Origin of the sequence: Bradyrhizobium algeriense (genome assembly GCF_003062295.1) — a bacterium.
GTDB lineage: Bacteria > Pseudomonadota > Alphaproteobacteria > Rhizobiales > Xanthobacteraceae > Bradyrhizobium > Bradyrhizobium algeriense.
On record NZ_PYCN01000083.1, the window covers coordinates 1 to 7196 of the forward strand.

A 7196-nucleotide genomic window follows, 5' to 3' on the forward strand; every position below is an offset into this window, starting at 1 on the left:
AGAGGCTTCCGCCAGTTCCTCCTGCGCAGCATCGACAAGGTCAAAGCCGAATGGGCCATGATCTGCATCGCCCACAACCTCGCAAAACTCGCCGCCGCACGCTGAGGAGAACCTGTCTCCCCAAAAAGCTTCAGAACCCGCCTCGCTTAATCCTAAGTCCATTATAGGGACAGGCTCCTAGGGAGAAGGGGAGCGACCTTACCGTCGAGATAATCGATCGGATCGTCGATCAATTGAAGAAGCACGGCGTTGAAACGGTCAATCTCGGCGGAAATGAACCGCTCTTCACCAACGGGTCGAACCCCAAGGCGACCTTGCTGCCCTACATCATCAGGAGGCTCGCGGACGAGGACATCCTGGTGGGCCTCACGACCAGCGGCATATCGTTGGTGCGGTTGTACAAGGATCACTATCGGGAATTTCGCCTGTTGACCGATTGCGACGTCTCGTTCGACTCGCCGTTCGAAGACGAACACAATGAAAATCGGGGAGCTAGCATCTTGCGGCAAGCTGTGGAGGCGCTCGATATCTGCCGCCGCGAGGGCATCTCGCGGACTTGCATCATGGCGGCGATGAACTGGAACTTCTCCATCGGGCACATTGAAGCACTCGCCAAGTTGGCGAAATCGCACGACGCCAACGTCCGGATCAACCCGATCAAGCCGACCGAGCCCGCGCATGTGAGGATCGCGCTTCCGCCGAGCATGTACTATGCCGGTTTCGCCCGGCTGATGGAGTTGTGCGATCCCGTGGACCTGGGCGAACTGTCATTCGGCTTGCAATATCCCTTTGGATGCCGATCGGGGGGCGCATTGCCTCATCATGAATGTTACTGGACAACTTCCCGCCAATGACTGGGGCGACGTCACCGAATCGGGTCGGTGTCGTCGATGGCGGGAAGGATCAGCATGGGCGCGCGGCGCGAGGTGGTGTCGGCGGTAATGGAGCGTTACCGGTCGGCCAAGCGGGCGGAGAAGGGAGGCATCCTCGACGCGCTGTGCGCGACGACGGGCTGGCATCGCAAGCATGCGGTGCGCGCACTCCGGCAACACAAGATCGGCGATGTCGGGGCACTGCGAGCGCGCAGACGCAGATACGGCGCGACGATCAAGGATGCGCTGACGGCGCTGTGGGAGGCGTCGGATCGGGTATGTGGCAAGCGGCTCAAGGTGATGATCCCGACCTTGCTGCCGGCCCTCGAGCAACATGGCCGATTGAAGCTTGGCGAGGCGGATCGTGATGGTGTTCTCGCCATCAGCGCCGCAACCATCGACCGCCTGCTCGGCGATGTGAAGATCGCGGCGAGCGGCGGCAAGCGCCGGCGTGCCGGCTTTTATTCGGCAATCCGGCGCGAGGTTCCGATCCGCACGTTCAATGATTGGAATAGCCCGCCGCCCGGCTTCTGCGAAGTCGACATGGTAGCCCATGGCGGCACGTCTGTGGCAGGCTCGTTCATCCAGACGCTGACGATGGTCGACGTCGCCACGGGCTGGACCGAGTGCCTGCCGTTGGTGACGCGCGATGGCTCGCTCGTTGTCGAGGCGATGAAACACGCACAGAGCCTGTTCCCCTGGCTTTTGCGCGCCGTGGACTTCGACAACGACAGCGCGTTCATGAACGATGTCGTCGTGCCATGGTGCCGCCAACAGAAGCTCGAGGTGACACGCTCGCGTGCCTATAAGAAGAACGATCAGGCGTTCGTTGAGCAGAAGAACGGCGCCGTCGTGCGCCGCCTGATGGGCTATGGCCGCTTCGACGGCCTCGAAGCGGCGCGCGTGATGGGTCGCCTTTATGCGGCGGCACGGCTCTACGTCAACTTCTTTCAGCCGTCGTTCAAGCTGAAGGAGAAGCGCCGCGAAGGGACGAGAGTGATCAAGCGCTATCATGCTCCGTTGACGCCCTATCAGCGCGCGCTGGCTCATCCCAAGGTGGCTGCGGCCGTGAAGAAACGGCTACGCGATCAGTATCGTTTGCTCGATCCGATCGCGCTCTTGGCCGAGATCCGCGCAACACAGGAGGAACTCGGCAATCGTGTCGATCGTCGTGCCGGACAGGCGCGCGGCCTGCACCGCGCCTGCACAAGCACCGCGCCGGCGTCCGCTGCCACTTTTGCGAAGACGCTCGGCAAGACGGTGAAAGTCGGCGAGCCGCGTGCGACGCACCGGCGACCTCATCGGCCTTATAAGACGCGGATTCGCATGCCATCCAAGCTCGACCCGCACATTGCCACCATCGAGGACTGGCTTGCTGCGCAGCCGCAATTGACTGCACTCGCCATTGTCGGCCGGCTGAGCGAGAAATACCCCGAGGAGTTCGGGACGAGACAGCATTCGATCGTGCAGCGTCTGCTGAGGGCGCTTCGGAGGAAGGCTGCCGAGCAGCAGGTTGCTCGGGAGCCGCTCGGCGACGCCAGGACCGTTGCTTCATTGCCCGGGTCTGTGGACGGCTCGGGCTATGTAGGGCCCGACCCGCCCACAGCCCCTGCTACCGAGCCAGCCTGGACAACCACCAAGCATAACCGACCAGTCGACATCGGATCGTCAATAGCGACGGCACTATCAGGGTAACATTCGCAGATGAGGCAATACGGGGATCAATATTGCAGGCCGAATGACATGTAGTAGCCGTGAAAGAAGCGCCCTTCCTGCTCGCCATGCAACGGATCATCGGTGGCATCGAGGTCGAGCGTGATCTGGCGCGGCGCCGTCCGATGCGCCTCCAGAAACAGATCGACGAACAGCCGGTCCACCGCCTCCGCATCGTAGCTGATCTGGTGGTAGCGCGACGGCTCCGGCTTCGACAGTTCCAGCCGGTTCAACGTCGACTTGCCGGCCACCGCCGCGCAATCTGCGTGCCGCGCCTCGAGTTTTCCTGCCAGCACCGCCATCAATGGGTCGTGGCGCAGAGTCTCATGGTCGTTGAGGTCCTCGTAACCGAGCGCGATGGCGAATATCCGCTGTCCAACCAGCGTCGCCACCGAATGCTCGACATGCGCCTGCGATCGTCGATCGTCAAAGCAGCATGCCAGCCGATCCACCATCCGGATAGCCCGATCCGCCCCGCCCAGCAGCAAACCGCCCGCGTCCGACGTGATCGCACCTCCGTCAAACGCCGCTACCACCGCGCGGCCTTCGACGGCTTCAAATCGAAAAATATCCGCGGTACACTCTGTCTGCATCGGGGCTCTCCTCGAATCATCAGGAAGTCGTTATCGCAAAACAACTTTCGCTGATTCGGAGCCCCGATGCGCTTAAACTCTGTGAGATATCCGGGCTAGGATGTGTTGGCTGGAGAGCGCTATTCTGTGCGGGAGCCACATTTCATGCGCTACTTTTTCCATATTGAAACCAGCGACGTTCTGTCGGTGGATAGGGTGGGTACGGAGTTCACCAGCCAACTCGAAGCCGATGACTACGGCGCGCGCGTCGCAAGCGAAATCGGAATGGATGATTTCGACTACACCAACGGTGTGGTGACGGTGGTGGACGAGACCGGCAAAGAGATTGCCAGGTACCCTGTTTATAGACGCCTATCGAGCTGACCGTTCTTCCATTTCGGCTTCAGACCGTCGTGCCCGCCATCAGCGCCAATCGATCGGCGTGACTGGAAGTCCTCGCCGACGCAGTTCTTCCTCAAGTCGCAGTGCCTCTCGTTTTGCTGTTTCGCCCAGCAAACGGTGTTTGCTACCCAGCCGTCTATCTGCCGCAACCTGCTGTCGGATGTTCTCAAACAATTTCAAGATGCTCTCGTCACTTAAAGCGTGGGTCGCCATCGACACTTCTCAAATAGGTTTGCAAAATTAAACGGAGCCGCGGGCCGAGACCCGCGGCTCCTCCGGGAAAACAGTTTAGTAAAAGCAAAATAACCCAGCCCCGGTGCCGACCCTAATGTGACTGGCTGGTCGGGATTTGTGGAGTCCGTAGGGGCGCTGCGCGTGAAAGAACAGCGTAAACGTTACTTCGTCACCACACCGCGTGCCGATCTGCAAACCGGTCACTTCGAAACTGCTTCAGTCGCCCTGATCGTGGAATAATATTCTTGTCAAGTCTTGCTTCTGGCAGGTCGCGATCCGTCGCGACAGTAGATAGGAAGATATTTAGCTGCACAGGAACGGTGCTTGCGCGGCGATATCGGTGCCATCGCGCGTGATTTGGGATGACCTTCATGTCTAAGACCAACGCTTAGTTGTTCTTCCGAACCCCTACCAGAGTCTGGCCGTCGCCGAGGTCATATCAGAATCCGTAAGTTCGTTCGGCCCAGCGCAGCAGCACACGCGCATTCCGATCGGCTAAGACCACGCGTTGTTCACGCAGGCCCTTGGCAATCGCTTGACCAACCTCTGGCTCAACCCGATTGCCATGGGTCATCAAGAAGAACCAACCAAATGGGACGCCGACCTCACGGTCGATGGCTTCAACGCGATCCATCAGGATATAAACCGAGGCGTCGCCAGCGATGAGCCTCTCGTCCGGCAGATGCAGGGGGCGCGGCACGAATCCGATTTCGCGCGTGCCTTTAGCATCGTAGTCGTAAATGTCGAGCGCCCAGTGTGCATAGACGCGCTCGGCCGAAGCGCTTGATTCGTCCCAATCCTGGAAGAAGCGATTCTCGCGTGGCACGTACTCGAACCAGTCCGGCACCAATTCCAGGAACGGCGTCTCGGTCGTGCCCTCCCGCGTTACTTGCCGCACTACACGGCGTTCCATCTCCGGCCGCTGCGCCTCGCGCTTCTCGCGCTCGAGGCGGGCACACCGCGTCAGGAAACTCCGGACATGGACGACGCTGCTGCCCGCGCGCCCAAGCATCCGAAAGAGCGGCCCGGCGATTACCTTGTCATCGGACATATCTTCGTGCGTGATCCATGACGGATCCAGCAATTCGTCCTTGCTCCAAGGGCGGTATGTAGGATTGACGATCGGCCCGGCGCGCCATTCGACTTCCCGGCCGAGACGAATTTGCACATAGTCCGCCGCGCCCGGTCCAGTTGGCGCAAAGGCATACACACTGTTGCCATGCCATCCCGAGATCTGAAAGTCGCTCTCGCGCAATCGAGTCCAAACGGCGCCAATGTCGCCGTTGTCCTTGGCTAGCTCTGCTTCCATCCACGGTCGGTATTCCGCGATCCGTGTCCCGTCCGCGGCGATCACCGAGCGCGTGTCGCGCCAATACTGATCGTCGACGTTCGCCGTTGAAAACGGGAATCCAGCAAACGCCTCCGTCAGCGCAGTGGCCAGCGCCGTTTCGTCAGCTCCGGTTGGAAGAGGTGCGAGGACCGCCTCGATCGTGGCGGGATCGGGCAGTCGTGCTGGAATATTCTCCGGAGGCTCATCCATGATTTGATCCTATCACGGCTCGCTGATCGCCGCGCGTTCGATCTCTTCCATCGACGCCAAGATGTGCTCGAACCGAGGGGGCCTCGCCGAAGATCATTGCCGTCATATTCGCATAATCACGCGCGCGCGCGTCGATCGGCACACTGAGTCGGTTCGATCAAGAAAAGATCGAGCTTCTCGCCGGGTGCGCCGGAGATGACCTCCTTGCAGGCTGCGCTGCTCACGAGCGATCCTCCGGCACAGTGTCGTCACGCTCGAGCAAGGGCCTAAGGAAATCCTGCATCCAGATCGGCATAGCTGACAGCCCTGCGCGAAGATCGTCGCGAATCACCTTTCCATGCTGCGGATTTGGGAACAGTCTGCTGAGGAGGTTCGCTATTGGCTGTCGATCGTGCTCCCTCGTCATCATGTCCTGCATCCAATAGAGCGCCTGAACGACGCGCATGCCCGGACGTCCGGCCCAATAGAGACGGCTGGGCGCTGCCGACTTGAAATGGATGACCTGCTTTCCAAGGATGATCGGCTTCAGGCGGGCGTCGACCAGGACCTCGATGCGCGCAGGGACGGCCGTGGTGAAGCCGAGATCATTCGCGGCAGTCTTCCCGTCGACCACAACGCGGGCTTGGTCGCGGCGCGCCACAGCCTTGATGACGGCGCGATAGTCGGGGACTCCCAGCTTGCCCGTGAGATTGCTCTTTCGCGGCCGGTCGTAGAGGCCACGATCGATGCGGCGCAGCTCGCCAGCCGCTGCAGCGTCTTATCGACGGCCGCACGGCTGCCGAGGTCGACGAAATCCCCGGGCGTCCATACCTCTGTGGGCGAAGCGTTGATGCGGGCAATGAGCCGCTGCCGGAGATCTGTGGTCGGTTGCTCAAGCATGTCCGAAATATGATGCAAATTTCGGTCAGCCGCAAGGATGTCCGAAATTTACGGCATTATTCGGACACCGAAGGCCCCTTTTTTCCCAAAGTAAAGCACCCCTTAAACATTCCGCCTGCTGTTGGCTGGAACTCGCGCGTTTTTAGCCGTCAAAGGTCCGTATGCCTCGGATCAGTTGACAGATCGTCGAGTGCACGCTTAGTGTCCTTGGTCCGAGGACAGAGGACAGAGGACAGCGGACAGCGCACGGAACCATGAAAAGTCAGGATATTGTCGTCCTGCTGAAGCTCGTGTGCTTGCAGGATCATGAGCACGCAGGCGGGATGGATCCCTTCCGCCAGGATGGCGAAGACCCATACTCGGTGCGGGGGCTCGAGGCCTCTCTCGGCATCAGCAAAACGGAAATCGCCGCCTCAATCAAGCGCAGCCTTGCATCGGGTATGGCAATTAAGGGCCGGATGGCGAGCCGTCCGGATCCCAATCGCAGGAACCTGCGCGACTTCATCACATACGGACTGAAGTTCGTTTTTCCGGCAAAGTCAGGTCCCATGCAGCGCGGCCTGCCAACAGCATTCGCCGCCCCGGTCCTGAAGGACTCACTCTACAGCGCGGGTAACCTGATCCACGTTTGGCCTTATGCGCGCGGCCGCGAGATGGGGCAGTCCGTCGAGCCGCTGTTCAAGTCTGTGCCGGAAGCCGCCGAGCGGGATGATCGCCTCTATGTCTATCTGGCTCTCGTCGACGCGATACGGCTCGGCAACCAGCGCGAAGCGAGTCTCGCGGCCAACTTGCTCAAGGAGAGACTAGGAGCCTGTCCCTATAATGGACTTAGGATTAAGCGAGGCGGGTTCTGAAGCTTTTTGGGGAGACAGGTTCTCCTCAGCGTGCGGCGGCGAGTTTTGCGAGGTTGTGGGCGATGCAGATCATGGCCCATTCGGCTTTGACCTTGTCGATGCTGCGCAGGAGGAACTGGCGGAAGCCTCT

The 7196-nt window shown here is 60.3% G+C and carries 7 protein-coding genes and 2 pseudogenes; 5 read left to right on the forward strand and 4 right to left on the reverse strand.

The genetic code is table 11. The annotated features are described in order from the left end of the window. The 3 genes and pseudogenes from C7G61_RS41640 to C7G61_RS41650 form a co-directional block, all read left to right on the forward strand. A partial coding sequence (locus C7G61_RS41640; RefSeq protein WP_145963526.1) for a transposase occupies positions 1-105 on the forward strand: 105 nt, incomplete at its 5' end. Positions 106-191: 86 nt separating this feature from the next. Then, positions 192-854, forward strand: a pseudogene (locus C7G61_RS41645) (radical SAM protein); the annotation flags it as partial. A 36-nt stretch (positions 855-890) separates the two neighbouring features. Continuing rightward, positions 891-2567 (forward strand): integrase catalytic domain-containing protein, encoded by a 1677-nt coding sequence (locus C7G61_RS41650; RefSeq protein ID WP_244608752.1) that lies wholly within the window; start codon positions 891-893, stop codon positions 2565-2567. Between the two features lie 50 nt (positions 2568-2617). Here C7G61_RS41650 and C7G61_RS41655 read toward each other — a convergent pair. Then, positions 2618-3178: pseudogene (locus C7G61_RS41655) on the reverse strand (transposase); the annotation flags it as partial. Between the two features lie 144 nt (positions 3179-3322). Between C7G61_RS41655 and C7G61_RS41660 the strand changes: the two are divergent. Then, the gene (locus C7G61_RS41660) at positions 3323-3541 is read left to right on the forward strand and encodes a DUF6894 family protein (RefSeq protein WP_108523304.1); all 219 of its coding nucleotides are present in this window, start codon (positions 3323-3325) and stop codon (positions 3539-3541) included. A gap of 691 nt (positions 3542-4232) precedes the next feature. Here the strand turns inward: C7G61_RS41660 and C7G61_RS41670 are convergent. Both C7G61_RS41670 and C7G61_RS41675 read right to left on the reverse strand, forming a co-directional pair. Further along, complete coding sequence (locus C7G61_RS41670) at positions 4233-5333, reverse strand: hypothetical protein (protein WP_108523306.1); 1101 nt, start codon at positions 5331-5333, stop codon at positions 4233-4235. 220 nt (positions 5334-5553) lie between these two features. Continuing rightward, on the reverse strand, positions 5554-6069 hold the full coding sequence (locus tag C7G61_RS41675) for a DUF6088 family protein (RefSeq protein WP_338026193.1): 516 nt from the start codon (positions 6067-6069) through the stop codon (positions 5554-5556). Between the two features lie 397 nt (positions 6070-6466). Between C7G61_RS41675 and C7G61_RS41680 the strand changes: the two genes are divergently transcribed. Beyond that, positions 6467-7066 (forward strand): hypothetical protein, encoded by a 600-nt coding sequence (locus tag C7G61_RS41680; protein WP_108523307.1) that lies wholly within the window; start codon positions 6467-6469, stop codon positions 7064-7066. A 25-nt stretch (positions 7067-7091) separates the two neighbouring features. On the opposite strand, the gene C7G61_RS41685 is transcribed toward C7G61_RS41680, so the two are convergent. Next, the coding region (locus C7G61_RS41685) for a transposase (RefSeq protein WP_145963526.1) at positions 7092-7196 on the reverse strand (105 nt) is incomplete at its 5' end.

Excerpts from the sequence above, each read along its gene's own strand:
- C7G61_RS41650 (WP_244608752.1), top strand. The coding sequence starts at position 891 with ATGGCGGGAAGGATCAGCATGGGCGCGCGGCGCGAGGTGGTGTCGGCG.
- C7G61_RS41660 (WP_108523304.1), top strand. The coding sequence starts at position 3,323 with ATGCGCTACTTTTTCCATATTGAAACCAGCGACGTTCTGTCGGTGGAT.
- C7G61_RS41670 (WP_108523306.1), bottom strand. The coding sequence starts at position 5,333 with ATGGATGAGCCTCCGGAGAATATTCCAGCACGACTGCCCGATCCCGCC.
- C7G61_RS41680 (WP_108523307.1), top strand. The coding sequence starts at position 6,467 with ATGAAAAGTCAGGATATTGTCGTCCTGCTGAAGCTCGTGTGCTTGCAG.